The sequence below is a fragment of the Streptomyces sp. SP18CS02 genome (assembly GCF_036322365.1).
Classification (GTDB): domain Bacteria; phylum Actinomycetota; class Actinomycetes; order Streptomycetales; family Streptomycetaceae; genus Streptomyces.
Map to the genome: position 1 here is coordinate 189351 of NZ_JAQYXC010000288.1, position 21026 is coordinate 210376.

Annotated in this window: 17 protein-coding genes and 1 pseudogene; 6 read left to right on the forward strand and 12 right to left on the reverse strand. The window is 73.9% G+C overall.

Translation table 11 applies throughout. From position 1 onward, the window contains the following. Positions 1-15 precede the first annotated feature (15 nt). From PUR26_RS19355 to PUR26_RS19380, 6 genes are all read right to left on the reverse strand, one after another. Entirely contained in the window at positions 16-1434 is a 1419-nt protein-coding gene (locus PUR26_RS19355) for a DEAD/DEAH box helicase (RefSeq protein ID WP_329873665.1), read from the reverse strand. A 314-nt stretch (positions 1435-1748) separates the two neighbouring features. After that, on the reverse strand, positions 1749-3098 hold the full coding sequence (locus PUR26_RS19360) for a PucR family transcriptional regulator (RefSeq protein WP_329873666.1): 1350 nt from the start codon (positions 3096-3098) through the stop codon (positions 1749-1751). 104 nt (positions 3099-3202) lie between these two features. Next, a complete protein-coding gene (locus PUR26_RS19365) occupies positions 3203-6136 on the reverse strand; it encodes a helix-turn-helix transcriptional regulator (RefSeq protein ID WP_329873667.1) in 2934 nt (977 codons plus the stop codon). 235 nt (positions 6137-6371) lie between these two features. Continuing rightward, the gene (gene bdeA, locus PUR26_RS19370) at positions 6372-7229 is read right to left on the reverse strand and encodes a bis(hydroxyethyl) terephthalate hydrolase (RefSeq protein ID WP_329873854.1); all 858 of its coding nucleotides are present in this window, start codon (positions 7227-7229) and stop codon (positions 6372-6374) included. Between the two features lie 519 nt (positions 7230-7748). Continuing rightward, complete coding sequence (locus PUR26_RS19375) at positions 7749-8666, reverse strand: S1 family peptidase (protein WP_329873668.1); 918 nt, start codon at positions 8664-8666, stop codon at positions 7749-7751. Positions 8667-9510: 844 nt separating this feature from the next. After that, positions 9511-10596, reverse strand: a complete 1086-nt coding sequence (locus PUR26_RS19380; RefSeq protein WP_329873669.1) for a chitinase — start codon at positions 10594-10596, stop codon at positions 9511-9513. Positions 10597-10778: 182 nt separating this feature from the next. Between PUR26_RS19380 and PUR26_RS19385 the strand changes: the two genes are divergently transcribed. The 4 genes from PUR26_RS19385 to PUR26_RS19400 all read left to right on the forward strand — a co-directional run bounded on the left by PUR26_RS19385 (position 10779) and on the right by PUR26_RS19400 (position 13759). Continuing rightward, positions 10779-11786 carry an NADP-dependent oxidoreductase gene (locus PUR26_RS19385; protein ID WP_329873670.1) on the forward strand — a complete coding sequence of 336 codons (1008 nt, stop codon included), beginning with the start codon at positions 10779-10781 and terminating at the stop codon, positions 11784-11786. Between the two features lie 271 nt (positions 11787-12057). Further along, on the forward strand, positions 12058-12660 hold the full coding sequence (locus PUR26_RS19390; protein WP_329873671.1) for a hypothetical protein: 603 nt from the start codon (positions 12058-12060) through the stop codon (positions 12658-12660). Between the two features lie 4 nt (positions 12661-12664). Beyond that, on the forward strand, positions 12665-13267 hold the full coding sequence (locus PUR26_RS19395) for a hypothetical protein (RefSeq protein ID WP_329873672.1): 603 nt from the start codon (positions 12665-12667) through the stop codon (positions 13265-13267). Between the two features lie 9 nt (positions 13268-13276). Then, positions 13277-13759 carry an NUDIX domain-containing protein gene (locus PUR26_RS19400; RefSeq protein ID WP_329873673.1) on the forward strand — a complete coding sequence of 161 codons (483 nt, stop codon included), beginning with the start codon at positions 13277-13279 and terminating at the stop codon, positions 13757-13759. Between the two features lie 253 nt (positions 13760-14012). On the opposite strand, the gene ribA is transcribed toward PUR26_RS19400, so the two are convergent. After that, complete coding sequence (gene ribA, locus PUR26_RS19405; RefSeq protein WP_329873674.1) at positions 14013-14669, reverse strand: GTP cyclohydrolase II; 657 nt, start codon at positions 14667-14669, stop codon at positions 14013-14015. Positions 14670-14794: 125 nt separating this feature from the next. Between ribA and PUR26_RS19410 the strand changes: the two genes are divergently transcribed. Together PUR26_RS19410 and PUR26_RS19415 are read left to right on the forward strand one after the other, a co-directional pair. Continuing rightward, positions 14795-15559, forward strand: coding sequence for a creatininase family protein (locus PUR26_RS19410; protein WP_329873675.1), 765 nt, complete (start codon positions 14795-14797; stop codon positions 15557-15559). Then, positions 15556-16485, forward strand: coding sequence for a RibD family protein (locus tag PUR26_RS19415; RefSeq protein ID WP_329873855.1), 930 nt, complete (start codon positions 15556-15558; stop codon positions 16483-16485). Before PUR26_RS19410 ends, PUR26_RS19415 begins: the two co-directional genes overlap by 4 nt. Here PUR26_RS19415 and PUR26_RS19420 read toward each other — a convergent pair. The 5 genes and pseudogenes from PUR26_RS19420 to PUR26_RS19440 all read right to left on the reverse strand — a co-directional run. Next, positions 16417-17346: pseudogene (locus PUR26_RS19420) on the reverse strand (lysylphosphatidylglycerol synthase domain-containing protein); the annotation flags it as partial. The gene PUR26_RS19415 and the pseudogene PUR26_RS19420 sit on opposite strands and share 69 nt — an antisense overlap. A 29-nt stretch (positions 17347-17375) precedes the next feature. Beyond that, positions 17376-18365 (reverse strand): class I SAM-dependent methyltransferase, encoded by a 990-nt coding sequence (locus tag PUR26_RS19425; RefSeq protein ID WP_329873676.1) that lies wholly within the window; start codon positions 18363-18365, stop codon positions 17376-17378. Further along, positions 18362-19486 carry a glycosyltransferase family 4 protein gene (locus PUR26_RS19430; RefSeq protein ID WP_329873856.1) on the reverse strand — a complete coding sequence of 375 codons (1125 nt, stop codon included), beginning with the start codon at positions 19484-19486 and terminating at the stop codon, positions 18362-18364. Before PUR26_RS19430 ends, PUR26_RS19425 begins: the two co-directional genes overlap by 4 nt. Before the next feature lie 47 nt (positions 19487-19533). Beyond that, positions 19534-19932, reverse strand: coding sequence for a 6-pyruvoyl trahydropterin synthase family protein (locus tag PUR26_RS19435; protein ID WP_329873677.1), 399 nt, complete (start codon positions 19930-19932; stop codon positions 19534-19536). 80 nt (positions 19933-20012) lie between these two features. Then, positions 20013-21005 (reverse strand): zinc-dependent alcohol dehydrogenase, encoded by a 993-nt coding sequence (locus PUR26_RS19440; RefSeq protein ID WP_329873678.1) that lies wholly within the window; start codon positions 21003-21005, stop codon positions 20013-20015. Positions 21006-21026: the final 21 nt, after the last annotated feature.

Genomic DNA, 21026 nt, shown 5'->3' on the forward strand with positions numbered 1-21026 from the left:
GGCTCCGTACGGCGGTCAGTGCGCCTTGCGCACCCGAGCGGCCTTCCTGGCCTCGGCGGTCCTGCGAGCCTCGGCCGCCCGGCGGGATTCCTTCGGGGCGCGGCCCGTCGAGGTACCCAGACCCCGGAAGGGGGCGTTGGAGCCCTTCGCCCCGTCCCCCGCGGGGGGGCGCTTGGCGCCGGTGATGCTGGACAACCGCGCCTCGCCGGACCGCACCTGGGTGACCGTGGGACGGATCCCGGCGTCCGACATCAACCGGTTCACGTCCCGCCTCTGGCCCGGGGTGACCAGCGTGACCACGCTGCCGGACTCGCCCGCGCGAGCCGTACGCCCGCCGCGGTGCAGGTAGTCCTTGGCGTCAGCGGGCGGATCGACGTTGACCACGAGGTCCAGACTGTCGACATGGATGCCGCGGGCGGCGACGTTGGTGGCCACCAGGACCGTGATCAGGCCGTCCTTGAACTGCGCGAGGGTGTGGGACCGCTGCGGCTGCGACTTCCCGCTGTGCAGGGCGGCGGCCCGGATGCCGCTGCCCCGCAGGTGGCGGGTGAACTGGTCCACGCCGTGCTTGGTGTCCAGGAACATCAGCACCCGCCCGTCCCGGGCCGCGATCTCGGTCGCCGTGGCGTACTTGTCGGCCGGATGGACGTTCAGGACGTGGTGTTCCATCGTGGTGACCGCGCTCGCCGCCCGGTCGACCGACGCGAACACCGGGTCGTGCAGATAGCCCCGGACCAGGTGGTCGACATTGCGGTCGAGCGTGGCCGAGAACAGCATCCGCTGCCCGTCCGGGCGCGTCTGGTCGAGGATCTCCGAGACCTGCGGCAGGAACCCCATGTCGCACATCTGGTCCGCCTCGTCCAGCACGGTGATCCGTACACGGTCCAGGTGGCAGTCCCGACGGGCGACCAGATCGGCCAGCCGCCCGGGGGTCGCGACGACGACCTCGGCGCCGGTCCGGATGGACGTCGCCTGCCGCCCGATGGACAGCCCGCCGACCACGGTCGTCTGGCGCAGCCCCAGCGCCTGCGCGTAGGGCTCCAGCGCGTCGCTCACCTGCTGCGCGAGTTCCCGGGTCGGTACGAGGACCAGCGCGAGGGGCCGCTTCGCCTCGGCGCGCAGGCCGGCCGTCCGGACGAGCAGCGCGAGACCGAAGGCGAGCGTCTTGCCCGAGCCGGTCCGGGCCCGGCCGAGGACATCGCGGCCGGCCAGGGCGTTCGGCAGGGTCGCGGCCTGGATGGGGAAAGGCTCCCGCACCGAGAGCCCGGTCATCGTCTCGACCAGCCGCGGCGGCAGGTCCAGCTCGGCGAAGGACCCGGCCGGCGGAAGGCCCGGCACCACCGTCTCGGGCACCGAGAGCTCGCCCCGCGGCGCCTGGCCGCGGTCCTTGTTGCCGGCACCGGAGCGCCCAGTGGCTGACGGCTTCGCGTTCATGGGGAACCTTCCTTGGTCTGGCCGCCCGGAACGGGCCGGGGCCCGTACCTCGTCTCGGTACGGGCCCCGGCAGCGTCGAAGCGTGGGCTCCATTTTACCAGCGCCCGGCCGGCCGCAGGCCGCCGGCCGGCGAGCCGCGGAGGATGACGGCGAGGCGCTCCTGCTCCGGCTCCGCTCCACCGCGATGGCCGGCCTCGTCGCCTCGTGCCTGCCGCCCGTGCTCGTCGTGGGCCGGCCCACTGCCTCGTCCCTCCGTCCGGCGGACCGCGGTGATCGCCGGACGGATCACGGGAGCCCACCGCGGCGGCGGCCCCTCAGGGGACGTCCAGGTGACGCAGGGCCGTCAGGGCGAGTGAGATCTCCACGACGTCCCTGGGGCGTGTCAGGGACCTCCCCGTGAGCTGTTCGCAACGGCGGAGCCGGTTGAGGACCGTGTTGCGGTGGCAGTAGAGGCGGGCGCCGGCCCGCTGGGCCGATCCGTCGCAGTCCAGCCAGGCCGCGAGCGTGTCCAGCAGCAGATCGCGGTCGGTCCCGTCGAGGCGCAGCAGCGGGCCCAGTGCCCGCTCGGCGAGCGCGGTCCCGAGGGCGGGCGCCCGGACGACGAGGGCCGCGGGCAGGTGGTCGTCCAGCAGGACGGTGCCGCCGCTGTCGGGGCAGATCCCCAGAGCGGTCTCGGCGAGCCTGCGGGCCTCGCCCACGGCGGCGAGTCCCTCGACGGCCGAACCGATCCCGATCCTGGCGCCGGGGGGTCCGGTCATACGGCGCGCCACGTCCGCCGGACCGCTGTCGCCGATCAGCACGATGCCGCGCTCGGTGCCGGCGCCGGTGTGCCACACCGCCCGGGTGCCCGCGGGTCCCCGCGGCCGCCGGGCACCGGCGTACGCGGCCCGGTCGCCTCCGGAGACCAGCACGACGAGGTACCGGCCCCGCTCCGGCAGATCGAGCGCGGCGGCCACCTCCGGCAGATCGGCGATGCGGGTCGTTCCGTCCAGCAGCGCGGCCGTCATGAGCCGCAGCCGGTCCTCGTGCCGCCGGGCCAGCCGCCGCTCGACCTGCCGGTAGCCGTCGGCGACGAGGGCGCAGTGCTCGTCGACGAAGTTCCACACGTCGGCCGCGACATGGACCAGCAGGTGCACGTCATGGGGATGGTGGTGCGCCGTCCTGTCGACGAGGCCCTGCCAGACCATGCTGCCGCCGAGCCGGAAGGCGTGCAGCAACGCGTCCAGCGGCAGCCCCTGACCCGCCCTGGTGGCGCCGATCCTCCGGGAGCAGCGGCGGGCGGCGTCGCGCGCTTCCCGGGGGTGCAGCAGGGAGTCGAGACCGTGACCCAGGGAGCGCAGGGCCTCCTGCCGGATGTCGGCGCGATCGGCGTCGATGGCGGCACGGTACGCCGGTTCCCGATCCCGCAGGGCGTCCACCAGCCGGTCGGTCAGCTCGGGCAGTTCCTCCCTCAGCGCCCGGGCGGCCCGGTGCAGGACCGCCAGCGCCTTCTCGTCGACGGCGGGCAGGGGGCGGACGGGGGAGCGGAGCGGGGGTTCGGCCGGGCCGCCCCGTGCGCCGGGCAGGACCGCCCGGGCGGACACCGCGGGCACGGTGGGCGGTGTGGGCGTGGGGGGCTGGGTCCCGGGCAGTGCCCGGGCCCGGGATCGTACGACGTGGGGCATCGCGGTCCTCCACCGGAGTCGGCTCGCTCCGGTACGGGGAGCGGCCCGCCCGCCGTACCGGGACTACGTGGATTCCGAAGGATGACATACCGTCCGGTCGGTCCCTAGAGGTCTGCACCGCCCTCCTCCGCCCGGTCCACCAGCCGGGCGAGTTCCACCCGCGAACGCACGCCGAGGAGCGCGAAGACGTTGCGCAGATGATGGTCGACCGTGCGGGGGCTGACGGAGAGGCGCAACGCCACCTCGCGGTTGGTCGCGCCCGACGCGACACAGCGCGCGATCCGCAGCTGTTGCGGCGTCAGACGTGCCAGACCCCCCGTCGGCAGCGGGGCGGGTGCCTCCCCGGTGGCCCGGAGCTCCGCCCGCGTCTGCTCCGCCCAGGGCCTGGCACCGCCGCGTTCGAAGGCGACGAGCGCGTCCCGCAGCCGGCTCTTCGCCGCACCGGGCCGCCGCCGGCGCCGCAGCCACTTCCCGAACAGCAACTGGGTCCGGGCCCGTTCGAAGTCCCCGTCCGCCAGCTCGTGGCCGGCCAGGGCGGCGGCGTACAGGGCCTCCGTCTCCTCCGGTGGGGCGATCAGCGCCCTGCACCGGGCCAGCTGGGCCGGTGCGTGGGGGTCGGCGCCCTGGGCCGCCCACAGGGCGAACCCCTCGACGGCGGAGCGCGCCTGGGCGTGCTCGCCCGACGCGACGGCCGCTTCGACGAAGCACGGCACGGCGAGCATATGGACGGCGAAGTGCCCGCGCCGGGCCCCCGGCCGGACCAGCGGGCCGAGCCGGGCCGCGGCCTCGAACGCCCGGCCCCGGCAGAGATCGGCTCGGGCCACCGCCCACTCGGCGAGCGTGGCGGCCTGCGCGAGACCGTGCGGACCGGCCGTCTCCATGGCCGCGTCGGCGTGCGAGGCCACAGCCGCCGCGTCGTCCTGGACCGAGGCCACCATGGCGAGGATCGCGTGCAGATGGGCGCAGACGTTGCGCTGGCCCGCCCGGTGCGCGGCACGCAGTCCTTCCTGGGCGTGGGCCCTGGCCCGGGCATGCTGTCCGGCCCGGAGCTCGGCGTAGGCGAGGTGCTCCAGGACCTGCGGGACCAGGGCGTCGAGCCCACGCGAACGTGCGACGGCCAGGGCCCGGGCGTTGACATGGCACGCCGACCCGATGTCGCCCAGGACGAGCGCCGCGACCCCCGCCCGCAGCAGCCGCGTCGGCTCGTCATCGCCCCGGGCCCGGTCGAGCACCCGCCGCAGGGGCTCCCGGGCTTCGAGGAGGCGCCCGTCGAGAGCGGTACGCAGACCCTTCCGGTACTCGTTCGCCTCGTCCTCCACGGACGGGGACCAGGGCGCCGCCGTGGACGGCGCGAGCGGGGACCGGAGCGCCTCGGGCGCGAAGGGCGAGCGCGCCACGGAGGAGAGCGGCGGGAACCAGGGCGTCTCGGGCACGGAGGACCCGGCCGTGGGCGGTGCGGGCGGGGACGGGCACACGGGGGCCGGGGCCCGGCCCTCCGCGGCGGGGACGGCGCCCCCGTCGAGCGCGAGAAGGCAGCCCTGGGCGTCCCCCGCGGCCCACGCGGCGTCCATCGCCGCCAGCCTGGCGGCCATGGCACGTCCCGGGTCGTAGGGGCCCAGACGCGCGGCCGCCATGATCAGCGCCTCGTGGGCGTCGCGGACCGGACCGTCCCGCAGGGCGAGGGCGCCGCGGACGAGATCCGCCCGGCCGCGCACCGCGTCATGGGCCGCCCCGTCCCGGGCGCCGGACAGCAGCTCCCGTGCCCTGCGGGGGCGCCCCGACAGGCGGGCGTGCTCCGCCGCCGCCGTCAGCCGCGCCACACGGGTGTCGTCGTGCGGGGTGAGCTCGGCGGCCCGGGCGAGCGCCACCGACCGTTCCATGCCGGACGCCCGGACGTCCGGGGACGTCGCCGCGGCGGTGAGCTCGGCGCCGAGACGGCAGTCGGGGCCCTCGGCCGACAGGGCGAGGTGGAGGAGATGCCGCAGGCGGTGCCGGTCGGCGTCGATGACCGAGGCGAGCAGGGAATGGGCGGCCCGGCGCCGCGACAGGGGCGAGCCGCCGTACACGGTCCGGCGCCACAGGGAGCTGCCGAACAGGATCCGGTCGCCGGCCGTGCGGGCCACCCCCGCCGCCTCGGCCGGGTCCAGTGCCGTCGGGTCCAGGCCCGCCGCCCGGGCGGCGCGCAGGACATGGGCGGCGTCGACACCCGGGCCGTCGGGGTCCGGCTCGTGGGCGGCGCTCGCCAGCAGCAGCAACAGGCGGGTGTCGGCGGGCAGCGGGGCCAGCCGGTCACCGAAGGCGGCCGACAGGGCGCCGCTGCCCGCGAGCGGCCGGGGCAGCGGCCGCCGGCCGCGCAACTGGTCCGGCGAGAGCCGTTCGGCCAGCGCCACGAGCAGTGCCGGATTGCCCTCGCCCTCGAACAGCAGCTCCTCCCGTACGGCGTGGTCGGTGCCGGGGCCGGTCAGCCCGTCGAGCAGCGCCCCCGACGCCCGGTCGTCGAGCGGACCGAGCCGTACGACGGGGACTCCCGACAGGTCGGCGTCGGCCACCGCGTGGTCCGCCACCGAGAGCAGCAGTCCCGTCCCGCCCAGGAAGTCGGGCCGCCGGGCGGCGAAGCCGAGCGCGGCGCGCGACGGGGCGTCCCACAGGTGCACGTCGTCGACGCAGACGAGCAGCGGCGCCCCTGCGGAGACGCCCCGCAGCAGTTCCAGCAGTTCGCCCGGTGCCAGTCCCCTGCGCAGGACATCGGCGGGCGCCGTGCCCATGCGCCCGGCTGCGGCGCAGAGCAGCGCGTGCGCACCGCTGTAGGGGACACGGCTCTCGGCCGGGGCGGTACGGGGGCTCAGCACGGGACCGGCCGTGAAGCCGCGGGCGGCGCCCGCCAGCAGGGCGGTACGGCCCAGTCCTGGCGCCCCGGAGAACAGCAGGGCTCCGCCACGTCCGGTGCGCAGCCGCTTCGTCAGGCCTGCCACGGCGTCGAGTTCAGCGCTCCGGCCGTATATCCGGAGAGGACTTTCCGAGATCGTCTTTCCGGTCACCCCCTCACGTTACTTCCGCGTAAACAGAGGCGGAAGCAGGGCTTCACTCACCCCTCGCTGAGCTGAAGGCCCTTGTGAGCTGCGGCGACACGGCTTGTGCCGCCGGGGGGATGGGCGTGCTCCCAGTCGCGGCGGCGCAGTTCTGTGCGGGCGCACAGCCCGGGGCCGGGGCCCTGAACGCGACGGAACCGGTGGCGGCCGCGGGAGACGCGACCGCCACCGGTGGTGGCGAACCTCAGGAGGCGTGGGGGCAGTTGCCCCGGTACTCCTCGATGGACAGGCTCGGACGGGGCAGCGGGCAGAGGAACTGCTCGTAGCGGGTGTCGTTGTCGATGAACCGCTTCAGCCAGGAGATGCTGTACTTCGCGATGGTGGTGTCCGAGGTGTTCGGTGTGAAGTGCGTCGCGTTGTTGAGCTCCAGATACGCCTTGTCGAGGGAGCCGGGCAGGCTCTCGTAGAAGGGCTCCGAGTGGGTGGCGACCGGGGCCACCGTGTCGCCGTCGGCGCCCACGAGCAGGGTCGGCGTCGTTATCTCGGGCCAGGACTTGTCGAGGTTCCACCCGGTGAGCGGGATTGCCGCCTGGAGGGACGGCCGGCTCTTGGCGGCCTCCAGCGAGCCCCCGCCGCCCATCGAGTGGCCCATCACGCCGAGCCGGGAGCTGTCGATCCGGGCGCGCACACTGCTGCGCTCCGTCAGGTAGTCCAGGGCGGAGAGCAACTGGCGGCCTCTGCTGTCGGGCTGGTCGAGCGTGGTGAGCGTGTCGATGGTGAAGACGACGAAGCCCTGCGAGGCGAGCCGTGGCCCGAGCCAGGCGATCGACGACTGGGTGCCGGTGAAGCCGGGGGAGACGGCGACCGCGCCGAAGGTGCCGTCGGAGGTGGACGTCGGGTAGTAGATGGTGCCTCCGCCGAAGCCCGTGACGCTCAGGGAGGAGACGGTGCTCTGCGACACCGCGTACGGGCCGCGTACGGCTTCGATGCTCGACGTGGTCGGCGCCGGACCGCGCTCGTAGGGGTTGTCGGCGGCCTGGGCGCCGGGGGTCATGACGGTGTTGAGACCACCGACGGCCAGGAGCGCCGCCAGGCCGGCCATGAGCGGCCGGAACCGGCCCTTGCCGCGAAGCCGGCCGCGGGGGGCGGGGGCGGGGGCGTGGTGGCTGCTCTCGTTGCTTCGCTGCTGCACGACTGAGTCGTCCTCTCGGTCGTGGCGGAGCCGGGTCGGCACGGAGGGCCCCGAGTTCCTCACGAGGCCGTGCACCGCGACCGGCCGGTACCGCCGTGTTCGCTGGCGGGACCTACTGTCGAGGGGCGTCGGGGCGCGCACATCGGTGTAATCACCTGTCGCGCAAGCGGTCCCCGGTCCCCGTGCCGGCGCAGCGCGCACGGCGGACAGGGGTGACGGCCGGACGGTCCGGCGGGCGTTGTCGCGGGGGCGGGCCGTGGCGCGGCCGCGGAACGGGATCGGCCTTCCGCGCCGGAAGGCGACCGCGGGCAGGGAGCGCGGAAGGGCCGGCGGCCCGCCGCGTGGCGGACCGCCGGCCCGGTCGACCCGGTGTGCGGAGGACCCGGTGTTCAGGGGGCCCGCCGGACAGAGGGCCGGATGGACAGGGGGTCAGATGATGGTGACCCCATAGGCGCTGAGCGCCTCCGTCACCGGCTGGAAGAACGTGGTGCCGCCGGAGGAGCAGTTGCCGCTGCCGCCCGAGGTCAGGCCGATGGCGGTGCTGCCGGAGAACAGGGGGCCGCCGCTGTCGCCGGGCTCCGCGCAGACGTTGGTCTGGATCAGCCCGTAGACCACGTCCCCGCCACCGTAGTTGACCGTCGCGTTGAGACCGGTGACGGTGCCGCCGCGCAGACCCGTGGTGCTGCCGCTGCGCTGGACGGACTGACCGACGGAGGCGTTGCCGGCGCCCGTGATGTCCCGGTAGCTACCGTTGTAGAGGTAGACCCGGCCGTCGGCGGCGGAGGCGTTGGTGTGCCGGATGAGGCCGTAGTCGTTGGTCGGGAAGCTGGACCCGGCCGTGGAACCGAGCACCGCGGTGTTGGCCGAGTTGGTGTACCACGTGCCACCCGACTCGGTGCAGTGCCCGGCGGTGAGGGCGTAGTACGTGGTCCCGCTGCGGACGTTGAAGCCCAGGGAGCAGCGTCCGCCACCGGAGTAGATGGCCTGGCCGCCGGCGATCAGCTTGTTGAACGTGCCCTCGGTGCGCTTGATCTCGAGGTTGCCGGCGCGGACGCCCGCCGCCTTCCTGATCGTGGCGATCTCGGCGGCCGAGACGGTGTCGTCGGCCGTGACGACGATCTTGCCCGTCGCCTGGTCGGTGTACCACGCCGTGCCGGGGACGTCCGCGGCGAGAACGGCGTCGCTCGCCTGGGCGAGCTGCGCGGTGGTGGCCCGTGCGCTGGTGCCCGACTCGGCGACGGCGGTGGGGGCGGCGAGGGCGGAGACGGCCATGAGGGTCGAGGCCACGGCGATCAGCCGGGCACGTCTCGCGACGCCGCCGAGGGGGGAGAAGCGCTTGATGTTCACTACATCCTCCGGTGGGGGTTCTGGAGCCCGCTGGGTGGGCGGGCCCGTCGGCGCGAGGTCATGAGGGCCGACGGCGGATTCACCGTCATGACCCTGACAACCTGCGTGGGAATCCTGTGCTCCGGATGGGGTTCGAACAAGATCGCCTTTCGGCCGCTCTACGCGCGTACCGCCCCCGGTGCCCGGCAGGAGCGAGGGAGCGCGCTCCGGGCCGACGGCCCTGTGTGCACCCGGGGGCACCCGTCCGGCGCGAACGGTCAGGCCGGGCGCCGCTGGAGCAAACGGTTCCCCGCGTTTGCTGACGCGCTGTCGGCCCGGGCGCCCCGGTCATGAGCCGGACGGCGCCGCCGGACGATGCCCGGCCGCCCCGACGGAACGCCCCTCTCCTCTTTCCCGCTGCTCAGACCCGGCGGGTGTTGAACGTGGGACCGTGCGACGGTCGGCGCCCCTCCGCTTCCCGCCCGCGCGCGCCGCGTACCGCACGGTGGCGCCCCGTAGTGATGGCTCCCGCATACGCCCCGGCTCCCCGTCCGTCGGCCGCCCGAGGGCGCCGGGGGTGCCGCTCGGCCGCCCTCCTGTCGCGGGGGCGTCCGCCCAACGGTCGTCGCATCCGGGCGTCGCGGTACCGGAGGACCCTCGCCGGCCGACGGTATGCCGAGATCACCACTGTTCGTCCACCGGGTCGGCGTGTCCGGTTCTCGTCGGTGGCCGGTCGCCCGCCCCCCGGGAGCGCCGCGTCCGGTCGTGTTTTTTCGCGAGCGCCGCGTCCGGTCACAGGCCCCCGGAGCGCTGCGGGGCGGCCGCACCGGGAGGGGTGCGGCCGCCGCCGGTCATCGGTGGCCGGTCATCGGCGCTGCAACGCCTTGACGTTGTTGCCGAACGTCCAGTTCCTCGACCCGTCCCAGTTGACGGACCAGGTCATCAGCCCTTTCAGGCCGTTGCCGTAGGTGTTCCACGCCTGCGCGACCTGGTTCGTCGTCAGGTAGCCGCCACCGGCACCGGGCTGCGCCGGCAGCCCGGGCACCTGCTTGTCGTAGGGCACCTTGATCGTGGTGCCCTGGATGACCAGGCCCTTGTCGAGGCAGTCGGTCTGTGCGGTGAACCCCTGGACCGTGCCGGCCGAGTACGAGTCGCCGGAACATCCGTACATGCTGCCGTTGTAGTACTGCATGTTCAGCCACCACAGGCGGCCGTTGTCGGCGTACTTCTTCACGATCGGCAGGTAGGCGCCCCAGATGGAGCCGTAGACGACGCTGCCTCCCGTGACGTACGCCGTCTCGGGGGCCATGGTCAGGCCGAAGTCCGGGGGCATCTGGGCCAGTACGCCGTCGATGATGTGGATGAGGTTCGCCTGCGAGGGCGACAGCTGTTTGATGGAGCCGCTGCCGACGAGGCCGGTCTCGATGTCGATGTCGATGCCGTCGAAGTTGTACGTCCTGAGGATCGGGACGATCGTCTGGATGAACCGGTCGGCCACGGCGCGTGAGCTGAGGTCGATGCCGGCCGTCGCGCCGCCGATCGACATCAGAAGGGTGAGGCCGGACGCCTTGGCCTCGCACATCTCGGCCGGAGTGGCGACCTTGACCGTGGCGTCCATCCCGTCCTCCCAGAGGACGGTGCCGTCCGAGCGGATGACGGGGAAGGCGGCGTTGAGGACGTTGTAGCCGTGTTCGCGGATACGGGGGTCGGTGATCGGTGTCCATCCGAAGGGCGGGTGTACGCCGTTGGACGCGCCGTCCCAGTTCTCCCAGTAGCCCTGGAGCACCTTTCCCGCGGGCTTCCCCTTGACCGCGCATGTGGCGGACGGCGCTTCGGCGCGCGTGGCGGGCTGCTCCGCGCGGGCGGCATCGGGCGCCGCCATCCCGAGTATCTGTGCCATCCCCGCGAACGCGAGGCCGATTCCCAGCAGTCGTGACGTGCGACCAGTCATGCCGTGCTCTCCTCTCGGTGCCGGTGGGTGCAGCGTGGTCTGGTCCAGACCTTTCGTCAATAGGTCTGGACCAAAGCGGGGTTCCGGATGTCCGGCCGTCCAGATCGTGGCGCACCTCACACTGTCGGTCGTACCTACTGGTCGGTATGGTCGAAAGCGAGTTGTGAACCACAGGAGGCTTCATGTCTGCGACCAATCGTCAGATCCGGCTGGCTGCTCGTCCCTCGGGTGCGGTGCGACCCGAGGACTGGGAGCACCACTCCGCTCCCGTGGAGGAGCCCGGGCCGGGCCGGTTCGCCGGCCGGACGCGCGTCATCTCGCTGGACCCCGCCATGCGGGGCTGGCTCGACGACCGCCCCTCCTACCTGCCGCCCGTGGGGATCGGCGAGGTGATGCGGGCCGGATCGGTCGTCGAGGTCACCGCCTCCAACCACCCGGACTACCAGGTCGGCGACCATGTCGTCGGCACCTTCGGCGTGCAGGAGCACGTGGTCTCCGACGGCAGGGGCGCTCTCCGGATCGACACCTCGCTCGCCCCGCTGTCGACGTACCTCGGCGCCCTCGGCATGCCCGGTATGACGGCGTACTTCGGTCTGCTGGACGTCGGCGCGCTGAAGGAGGGCGAGACCGTGGTGGTCTCCGGCGCGGCCGGCGCGGTCGGCACACTCGTCGGCCAGATCGCCAAGGTGAAGGGCTGCCGCGTCGTCGGCATCGCCGGCGGTCCGGAGAAGTGCGCGCTGCTCACCGATGAGCTCGGTTTCGACGCGGCGATCGACTACCGCTCCGACGACGTCAAGCGCTCACTGCGTGAGCTGGCCCCCGACGGGATCGACGTCTACTTCGACAACGTCGGCGGGGACATCCTGGACGCGGCGCTCACCCGGCTGGCCATGCGCGCACGCGTGGTGATCTGCGGAGCGATCAGCCAGTACAACAACGACACGGCGGTCGTCGGCCCCTCGAACTACCTGTCCCTGCTGGTGCGTCGCGCACGCATGGAGGGCTTCGTGGTCTTCGACTACGCCAAGCGTTACGGCGCGGCCGCCCAGGAGCTCGCGGGCTGGATCGGGGACGGCCGGATCAAGGTCAAGGAGCACGTGGTGAAGGGCACCGTGGACGACTTCCCCGAGACGTTCCAGATGCTGTTCCGCGGGGACAACGTCGGCAAGCTCGTCCTGGAACTGGCGTGACCTCCACCGCCGGCGAGGCGACCGCCCCGCGGGCGTAGCCCGCGGCGTGCAGGGCGGGGCCGTGAAGCGGCGGGCACGGCGCCGCGTCCCGGACACGGCCCCGCGCCCGCGGACCACGCCACCCGGAGGAGCGCTCCTGAGCACCGGAGCGCTCCTCCGGGGGTGCGCTCGTCACCGGGCCGAGGAGCCGCACGGCTCCGGCGGACGCGAACCGGCCCGTTCGGCGGCGCTCGCGCAGACCGGCCTGCGGATCGGCCGGCTACGGGCCCCGGTGCGTCTCGTCACCGAGCTCGCCGGCCAGCGGGCCGCCACCGACATGGGCGGATCCGTCCTCGACCAGCTCCTGGCCCTGGCCCTGCTGGCCCGGACCGGCGAACTGATGCCGTCCCGTCCGGAGCTGCTGCGCGAGCAGCGCGCCGCCCTGGCCGCCGCTCCGACCGAACACCTCCCGCAGTGGACCCGGCAGGTACCGCCCGTTGGCCTGTCGCTGTGGGTCGACCTCCGAGAGATCGCCTCGGCGCCGGCCGAGCGGCCCCTCGACCACGGAGTGCGGATCGAGGGCGGTACGGCCTTCGCCACCGACCCGGGCATCTTCGAACAGCGGCTCCGCATCCCCTGCACCCCGCCCCCGGACGTCCTGCGGGAGGCCGTGCGCCGCATGGCCGGCGCCCTGGCCGACGGCCCCTCCCCGTCATCAGCGGCCCCCCCGGTCGCACCGGATCGCCTGAACACGACCCCGGCCGGAGGGAGCGGACGCCGGCCCGTGCGAGGAGGCCGCCGGCCGGGCCCGGCGGTCCGCTTGCCGACGGCCGCCCGTCGCTGCCGGGAACCTCGCCAAGCGGGCCCCGTACGGCCGGGGCCGCCGCTAGCGTGAGTCCATGGCCGACCTCGAAGAGCGTTCCGACAGCCACGACCCGGGCGGCTCGGCGTCGGCCGAAGCGGCCCGCGAAGCACCGCCGGCCCTGGAGCTGGTGCCGGAACCGGCGCCGGAAGCCGCGTTACCGGCCCCGGCCGCCGGTGCGGCCGACCCCGAGACCATGCGGGAGTTCTCGCTGGAGCGCTACCGCTACATCCTCCAGCAGATCCACACCCTGAACGAGAACGTCTACCGGTTCCTGGCCCTCTACCAGGCGCTCGCGACCGCCGTGGTCGGGGCTGCGCTGGCGCTCTTCGTGGGGTACGAGAGCTGGGGCCTCGAACCCGCCACCGCGCGGGCCGGGATGGTCGCGCTGATGTGGCTCAACACGGTGATCGCGGGCTTCAGCGTGATGCTGATCATCATCGGGGTGATTGCCTGGCTCGACTACCGAAGGGAAGAATGCGAGCTGACCGACGAGATCGTTCGCCCGGGCTTCCGCAAGAGGCCCCAGGTCCGGAACCTGTTCAGGTGGTACGAGACGTACATCGTGGCCTTCATCGTCACCGCCACGGTCTTCGCCTGGGTGGGGACCGTCCAACTGCTGCTCCCCACAGTGAAATGAGCCCCCTCCGTGATCCAGGAAAGACCTGAAGCGCACGTGGTCCCCGAGGTCGAGCCGGGGCGGCACTGTGTCGGTGTCGGAGTGGGGGCCCTGGTGTTCGACGGGGACGGCCGGGTGTTCATGGCCCGCCGGGGTGCCGAGGCGCGCAACGAGCCGGGGACGTGGGAGTTCCCGGGCGGCGGCGTGGACTTCGGCGAGCGCCTGGAGGATGCGATCCGTCGCGAGTACCGGGAGGAGTACGGCATCGGCATCGCGGTCACCGGCTTCCTGGGGGTCTTCGACCACATCCTTCCGGCCGAGCGGCAGCACTGGGTTTCCGTGACGTACCTGGCACGCCACACCGAGGGCGTCCCCGAGATCCACGAACCGCGCAAGTGCACCGCCATCGGCTGGTTCGATCCGGGTGCTCTGCCGGAACCGCTGTCGCAGATCTCCCGGGAGAACGCGGCCCGGTTCCGCGCCGCGGACTTCCGGGGCGCGCACGGGAGGTGACTCCCGGCCCGGGCGTGCTCGCGTGACGTGTCAACCGGCCCGTCCCGCAGGGCGGTCGGGCAGAGGTACGGGCCCGGCGCGCGCCCCGAGCTCCTCGTGCGACGCGGAACCGTGAGCGTGTGCGCGTGGGCACCGTCATGGCGGGGGGCCGGCGGGCCGGGGAGGTGGTGGAGCGGTCCGTCGACCGCTCCACCACCTCCGGCACAGCCCCCCGCGGGGACGGCGGGGCTCCTGGCCCTGCCGCGCACCGCGTTCAGGACCGGTCGGCCGTGCGGTCCAGGTGCGGCAGGTGATGGCCGAGGCGCTCCCGCTTGGTCCGCAGGTAGAAGAGGTTCTCCTCGCGCGGGGGTATCAGCAGCGGAACCTGCTCGCTGATCCCGATCCCGTGCCGCTGCAACGCCTCCCGCTTGCGCGGGTTGTTGGACAGCAGCCGGATGGACCGTACGCCGAGGTGGTGCAGGATGTCCGCCGCCACCCGGTAGTCGCGGGCGTCGTCCGGGAGGCCCAGCGCCAGATTGGCCTCGACCGTGTCCATGCCCTCGGCCTGCAGCCGCATCGCCTGGAGCTTGGCGAGCAGACCGATGCCCCGGCCCTCGTGGCCCTGGAGGTAGATGAGGACGCCCCGGCCCTCGGTCACGATGGCGCGCAGGGCCGCCGAGAGCTGCTCACCGCACTCGCAGTGCCGGGACCCGAAGGCGTCCCCCGTCAGGCACTCGGAATGTACGCGGGTGAGGACGTCGTCCGCCTCGATATCGCCGTACACCAACGCCATTTGTTCATCGCCGCGAATGCGGTCCAGGTACCCGGCGGCAAGGAAATCGCCATGATCGGTGGACAGTTGTACATTCACCACATGTTCGACGTCCGATGAACGAGTGGTTTCCTGGCGTGCGCCATCGGTATCTATCATGGCCAGATCATATCGGGTAACCTCCGGCAGTGGGTGGGAAACCGACGAGAGGTTTCAACTGGCTTGCCGGTTCATTGTGGATCGTCCGGCAGGTGCGTACGTCACGAAGGAAAAGGGCGGGGAAGATGAGCGTTCCGCAACCGCGCATGCCTGCGTTCGGCATGCTGCCACTCGACACCACGACGACCGATGTGGGGGAGCGGCAAGTCGATACGGCCGTACTCCCCATAGGGAGTTTCGAACAGCACGGCCCGTTTCTCCCCTTGATGACCGACACCGTCATCGCGTGCGCCATCGCCCGGGAGATCGCTGCCGCCTACCCCGTACACCTGCTCCCACCAGTGACGATCTCCTGCTCGCACGAGCACGCGGCGTGGCCGGGGACCGTGAGCATCTCCGCCCCGACGCTGTATGCCATCGTGCGGGACATCGCCGAATCACTGCGCCGATCAGGGATCGACAACCTTGTTCTGGTCAATGGGCACGGCGGCAACTATGTACTGCGCAATGTGGTTCAGGAATCATCCGTGAGCAATACGCGCATGGCCCTTTTCCCTGGATCGGCCGATTGGGCCGCCGCGCGTGAGCGCGCAGGCGTTGTCACGCCGTCGCACAGCGATATGCATGCCGGTGAAGTGGAGACGTCCATCCTGCTGCACGATCACCCGGAACTGGTCCGTGCCGGTTATGAGACCTCAGACTTCCTCGCCGATGACCGTAGGCATTTGCTCTCCCTCGGTATGGGTGCCTATACCGATTCCGGTGTGATCGGCCGCCCTTCGAGGGCGTCGGCAGAAAAGGGTAAGCAATTGTTGTCCGCCCTCGTCGATTCATTCGCCGAATACCTTCCGGTGCCGGCCCCGGCGGAATCGGGGAGGAGCGACCGATGACCGGCCGGGCCGCGGGCCGCACCCGCCCCCTCGACGCGGCAGAGGCCTGGCAGCGGCTGCGTTCCGTCCGGACCACCACGGACGCCGAGTCCGCCGGACTGGCGCGCGACGCCGACGACCGCCTCCGATGGCCGGACGCCTCCCCCGAGGCACAGCTGCTTGCCGACCGCTACCTGCCCCTGTGCCTCGCCGGCCCGCGGATCGTCCTCGCCCAACTGGGCCAGAGCCTGGACGGGTTCATCGCCAGCCGCACCGGAGACGCCGACTACGTCACCGGTGAGGAGGACCGCGAACACCTGCACCGGCTGCGGGCCCTCGCCGACGCGGTGGTCGTCGGGGCCGGAACCGCCGTCGCGGACGATCCCCGGCTGACGGTCCGCGCCTGTCCGGGGGACAACCCGGTGCGCGTCGTGCTCGACCCGGAGGGGCGGGTACCGCCGCGGCACCAGGTGTTCGAGGACGGAGCGGCGCCGACCCTGTGGGTCGTGGGCGCCCACAGCGAGCGCGGCCGGAGCGCGGCCGCACGCGCCGGCGCCGGCAGCGTTGACGCCGTCAACGCTGTCGACGTGCTTGTCCTGCCCGACCGGGCGGCGTTCACCCCCCACCGTGTGGTGCGGGAGCTCGCACACCGGGGCCTGGGCCGCGTCCTCGTGGAGGGCGGGGGCGTCACCGTGTCGCGCTTCCTCCGCGAGGGCGCACTGCACCGGCTCTACGTCACCGTGGCACCGGTCCTGCTGGGCGACGGCGTTCCCGGCCTGCGCTTCCCCGGACCGGAGGCGATGCGCGACGCGCTCCGTCCGCCGGTGCGACGCGCCGTGCTCGGCGACGACACCCTCTTCGAGTTCGACCTTCGGACGCCGCAGGCCGGTGAACCACTGCGAGAGGAGCACGCCGGCACCGGGCAGGCTCGCGGCGAAGCTCAGTAGGCCGTAGACCACGGCGACGGTCAGCCCCTGGGCCGCTCCCAGCCCCGCTGCCCCGAAGGCCCAGGCGGTGACCCCCTCCCTGGGGCCCCAGCCGCCCACGTTCAGCGGAAGCGCCATGGCGAGCAGCGCCAGCACCATCAGCGGCAGCAACTCCGCCGCCGGCGCCGTCGCACCGGCGGCGCGGGCGGCGAGGAGGAACATGCCGAGATAGCCCGCCAGCACCACGACGGACGACAGCAGCACCCCCGGCCAGTTCCGGGGGGCGAGCAGCCCGGCGCGCGCCTCCGACAGGGCGGCGCGGACCGGGCGCCCCCGACGCGCCGGGCCCCGCCGCCCGCGCAGCCCCGCGGCCGCCGCGGCCGACAGCGCGCAGACGGTAACGGCGACCGACGCCGCCTCGATCGGCTTCGTCACGACGAGGCCGACGAGACCACCGGCGAAGGAGCCGGCCGCCGTCCGCACCGGTGACGGCGCGGCGGCCAGCAGCGCCGCGCCGGCGGCCACCAGGACCACCTGGCCCGCGACCCGTTCGAGGACGACCGCGCGGACGCCCCGGCCGACGTCCCCGGCGCTGCGCCCGTGCCGTACCGCCCGGTGCACATCGCCCAGGACACCCCCGGGCAGCGCCGCGTTGAGGAACAGCGCGCGGTAGTAGTCGGCGACGGCCCGGCCCAGCGGCAGCCGGATGCCCAGGCCCCGGGCCACCAGGCACCAGCGCCACGCGCTGAGCACGGTCGTGAACAGGCCGAGGCCCAGCGCGGCCAGGAGCGTCAGGCCGTCGAGACCCCGTACGCCGTCCACGAACGCCCCGCTGCCGTGCCACCAGACCAGCCCCACGAGGATGACCGCCCCGGCCAGCATGCCCAGTCTGGCCCGTACCGCCCCCGCGCTCACCCGCCGCCGCCCGTCCGCCCCGGCAGGGCCAGCACATCGCTGTGGTGCACCACCACTCCCAGCCCGCCCGCCTCGCAGGCCTCCAGCCGGCGCCGCAGATACGCGGTGGCGCGCGGCGCGAGGTCGGGCCGCTGTTCGCGGGCGGCCCCGACCCAGCCCCGCAGCCACTGCGCCGTCAGCGCGGAGTCGTCGGCGCGGTCGGTGCCGGTACCGGTACCGGTGCCGGTGGTGTCCCGCCCGTCGGCCGCCCGGCCGTTCGCGCCACCCGCCGGCCGGGCGGGCCCCCGGCCCAGGCGCCAGGGGCTGGACTCCACGTGCACGGTCATGCCGTGGCGTGCGAACACCTCGCGGGCCGCCGCGACGGCATCGGGGCCGAGGAGGCGGCGGCCGCCGTCCAGGCGGCGCTGGTGGTCGTTGAACGCGCTGCCGATCGCGGCGTCCAGCGGGTCGGCCGGTGTCAGGTCGACCCGCCCCGCCACGGAGAGCGCCAACAGTGCCGGGCAGCCCGCCTCGGCGCAGGCCGCGGCCAGCCGGTCCAGCTCCTCATGGGTGAGCAGGTCCAGCAGGGCGGAGGCCGTGACCAGGTCCGTGCCGGTGCCGGTGAGCTCCTCCGCGGTCAGCCGGGCGAGGTCGCCCGGCCGCGTGGCGACGGTGACGCGGCCGCCGTCGGCACCCGTCCGGGGCAGCCGGGCCGCCGCCAGGTCGAGCAGATCGGGATCGTGGTCGTGGAGGATCCAGTGCTGGGTGCCGTTCAGCCGGGGAGCGAGCCAGCGCCCCATGGAACCCGTGCCGCAGCCCAGGTCACGGATCACCAGCTCCGCATCGGCCGAGGGGGCGGCCCGGCCACGGCCCGGGGCCGGGCGCACCCGGCCGGCCAGGAAGTGCCGAAGCGGGCCGAGGAGCCCGGCAGCGCGCGCCGAGGCGTCGGCGCCCTCCCGCAGGGCCAGCCACTCGGGGGCGAAACGGGTCTCACCGGGCGTGTTCACGCGGCCTCCTGGGGCCGAGGTTCCTGCCGGAGCTGTTCCAGCGCCCTGGCCAGACTCCGGGCGGTGGACTCCCAGCCGGCCAGCGCGGTGCGTCGCCGCCGCGCGGCGACCTTCGCGCGATGGCGCTCGCCGGGCTCACTCAGCCAGCGGCGCAGCGCCGCGGCGAGTGCCGTGGGGTCGCGCGGTGCCACGAGGGCGCCCGGCACACCGCCGTCGGGCGCGCGCCCGACCGCCTCCGGGAGCCCGCCGACCGCGGTCGCGAGTACGGGGACGCCGCGCGCGAGCGCCTCCGTCACGGCCATGCCGTACGTCTCCGCGCGCGAGGCGAGCACCAGGAGGTCGGCGCCGGCGTAACTCGCGTTGAGCTCGGGCCCGTGCCGGGGGCCCGTGAGCTGGACGCGGTCGTCGAGGCCGTACTCCGCGATCAGCCCGCGCACCTGGTCGACGTAGCCGGGATCCTGCTCCAGCCCGCCGACGCAGACGCAGCTCCACGGCAGGTCGGTGAGGGCCGAGAGGGCCTCCACCAGTTCCCGCTGCCCCTTGCGGGGCGTCACCGAGGCCACGCACAGCAGGCGTGGGGCGCTCCCCGTGCCCGACACGGTGCCGGGCACGGTCGCCGGCCCGCCACCCGGCGTGCTGCCGGGCGCCAGGGGTGCGATGTCGACGCCGGGCGGGGCCGCGTGCACCCGCTCGCCGCGGAGCCCGTGGTGGGCCACGAGCCGGTCGGCCGCCCACCGGCTGGTGGCGACGACCGCCGCCATCGCCCGCAGCGTCGTCCGCTCGCGGGCGTCCAGGACCGCCGCCGGTCCGGGGGCCAGCCCCGTCTCCTCGCCCAGCGGCAGATGCACCAGCACCGCCAGGCGCAGCCGTCCCGCCTCGGGAACGACGACGTCGGGAGCGGCACAGGCCACGAGCCCGTCGAGGAGGAGGATCGCGCCGTTCGCCGACCCGCGCAGAACACGCGCCAGTTCGGCCCGCGCGGCGGCCGCGGGCCGGGGCCAGTCGCCCGCGATCACGTGCTCGTGGACCTGCCAGCCGACTCCGGGCAGGTCCCGGCACATCCTGCGGTCGTAGACGTTGCCGCCGCTCGGCGTGGCCGGGTCGTCGACGGAACCCGGCATGACCACGTGCACCGAACGCGCGGGCAGGGCGGAGGTGCCCGCGCCCTTCACAGCGCCCGCTCGTAGGCGGCCCACGCGATGTGGGATTCGTGCAGGGTGACCGTGAGGCCGGTCAGCCCGCGGGCCCCCTCGCCCAGCGCCCCGGTGTGCACCCGGTCGGCCAGCCGGTCGGCGATGACCTTGGCCAGGAACTCCGTCGAGGTGTTGACCCCGGCGAACTCGGACTCGTCGTCGAGATTGCGGTAGTTGAACTCCGCCACCACGCCCGCCAGCTCCTTGGTGGCGAGCCCGATGTCGACGACGATGTTGTCGGCGTCCAGCTCGACGCGGCGGAACGTGGCGTCCACGAGGTACGTCGCCCCGTGCAGACGCTGCGCGGGGCCGAAGACCTCCCCGCGGAAGCTGTGGGCGATCATGAGGTGCTCGCGGACTGTGACACTGAACAACGGCTGTGACCTCCCGGTCCGTCGTGTGGGAAACCCGATGGTGCCCCTGTGTTTCAGTACGGCCGGACGGGGCCCCGCGTTCAGGCCGGATCGGCGGCCGTTCCGTACCGCACGCGATGGCACAGTCCGGGCAGCTCACCGGAGACGATCGCGGGCATGACCGACGGCAGCTCATCGAAGGCGCACTCGCCCGTGACCAGCGCGTCGAAGACCGGGTCGGCGAGCAGACCGAGGGAGAGCGCGAGCCGGTCGGCGTACGTCCGGTGGGAGCGCCGGGCCGGCGACACCCGCCCCACCTGGCTGGCGCGCAGGACCAGGCGTCCGGAGTGGAACGCCTCGCCGAGCGGCAGGCTGACGCGCCGGTCCCCGTACCAGCTCAGCTCCAGGACCGTTCCCTCCGGGGCGAGGAGCTCCAGAGAGCGGGTCAGGCCCGCCTCGGTGGCACTCGCGTGGACGGCGAGGTCGCAGTCGCCCAGGGCCTCCTCGGGGAGCGCGAAGTCGACGCCCAGCGACGCCGCGACGCCCGCCCGGGCCGGGTCGGCGTCCACGAGCTGGACGCGCACGCCGGGGAACCGGGCCAGCAGCGCGGCGACCGAGCAGCCGATCATCCCCGCCCCCACGACCGCGATCCGGTCACCGACCAGCGGCGCCGCGTCCCACAGGGCGTTGACCGCGGTCTCCACCGTCCCGGCGAGTACCGCCCGCTCGGCAGGTACGGAGTCGGGCACCGGCGTCACGGCGTCGGCGGGGACGACGAAGCGGCTCTGGTGCGGGTGGAGCGAGAAGACGGTGCGGCCGACGAGGCCCCGCGGTCCCTCCTCGACGAGACCCACGTTGAGATAGCCGTACTTGACCGGCCCGGGGAACTCGCCGTCCTGGAACGGGGCCCGCATCGCGGCGTGCTGACTCACCGGCACGCCGCCGCGGAAGACGAGGCTCTCCGTCCCCCGGCTGATCCCGGAGAACAGCGTGCGCACGACGACGTCGTCGTGCGCCGGCTCCGGCAGCGGGACGTCGCGTATCTCGCCCCGGCCGGGTTCGCGGACCCAGAAGGCACGTGCGGTGCGGTTCATCGGCGTCCTCCTGCTGAACGC